Origin of the sequence: Microbacterium resistens NBRC 103078, assembly GCF_001552355.1 — a bacterium.
In the GTDB taxonomy this organism is placed as follows: Bacteria; Actinomycetota; Actinomycetes; order Actinomycetales; family Microbacteriaceae; genus Microbacterium; species Microbacterium resistens.
This window is the reverse complement of the sequence record NZ_BCRA01000210.1, coordinates 1-1,302: the sequence shown is the minus strand read 5'-3', so window position 1 is coordinate 1,302 and position 1,302 is coordinate 1. Positions and strand designations below refer to the sequence as shown.

Annotated in this window: 1 protein-coding gene and 1 pseudogene; both read right to left on the bottom strand. The window is 72.0% G+C overall.

The features are described from left to right. Positions 1–334: pseudogene (locus MR1_RS19035) on the bottom strand (hypothetical protein); the annotation flags it as partial. A gap of 4 nt (positions 335–338) precedes the next feature. Continuing rightward, positions 339–1,292, bottom strand: a complete 954-nt coding sequence (locus MR1_RS19030; RefSeq protein WP_084344955.1) for a permease — start codon at positions 1,290–1,292, stop codon at positions 339–341. Positions 1,293–1,302 lie beyond the last annotated feature (10 nt).

Below are 1,302 nucleotides of genomic sequence, written 5' to 3'. Positions count from 1 at the left end.
CCGCGCGGCGCACCGGTCCCCGGCGGTGCCCGGCGCCCGCCTCCGCGGCGTCGTGGCCGTGATCGTCGGCGTGGCCGTGATCGTGGCCGTGGTCGTCCTCGGTGCCGAGCGGCAGGGTGCACGACCACACTGCGCCGATCAGCGTCACCACCGCCGCCGCGCAGGCGAACCAGACCGTCTCCGGGCTGATGTAGAGCGTGAGCCGACCGGTGACCCCCAGCACGAGCGTCACGACCGAGATCACGGCGGCGAGGCCGACCCCCAGCCAGCGGGTGCCGAGGCCGCGGAGCCGGCGGCTGCGCGGGGAGCGCTCGGCGGTGGAGGCGGTGAGCACGGCGTCAGACAAAGACGTTCACCCCGATCCCGATCCCGAACGCCGCCAGGACGACGACCGCCACGATGCCCGCGATGGTCCGCGCGGTGAAGGTGGTGCGCAACAGCGCGATCATCTTGATGTCGACCAGCGGGCCGACGAGCAGGAACGCGATGATCGCGCCGGAGGAGAACGTGGAGGCGAAGGACAGCGCGAAGAACGAGTCGACGTTGGAGCAGATCGCCACCGTCACCGCGAGCGCGATCATCGCGACGATCGAGAGCACGGGATTGGACCCGATCGCCAGCAGCGCGTCGCGCGGGACGAGCACCTGCACGGCCCCGGCCAGCGCCGAGCCGATCACGAGGGCGGGCATGACCGCGCGCAGCTCCACGAGGAACTGTACGAGGCTCCGCCGCACGGGCGTTCCCGGCTCGTGCGCCGCGCGTTCGCAGGTGTCGAGGAAGTGCGACGTCAGGAGGGCGTCCGGCGAGGGATGCCGGCTGTAGATCCACCCGATGAGGTTCGCGATCACGTAGCCGCCCACCAGGCGCGCCACGAGGATGCCGCCGTCCCATCCGAACGCCGCGTGCGTGGTCAGGATGACGATCGGGTTCACGATCGGCGCCGCCATGAGGAACGTCAGCGCCTCCGCCGGGGCGAGCCCGCGCATCATGAGCCCGCGCGCGAACGGCACGTTGCCGCACTCGCACACGGGGATGAGCATGCCCAGCAGCGACAGCACGGCGCGGCGCGCCCAGGCACGCCGCGGGAGGATGCGCTCGATCACGCCGGAGGGCAGCCATACCTGCACGAGGATCGACAGGAGCACGCCCAGCACGACGAACGGCAGCGCCTCGAACAGCACGCTGAGCGACAGCGTCAGACCGTCCTGCAGGCGGGTGGGGAGGGTGCCGGGGAACAGCGTCGGCACAAACACGTCGATGAGGACGAGCGCCGCGACGACGGCGACGCCCACCGCGGCGCCG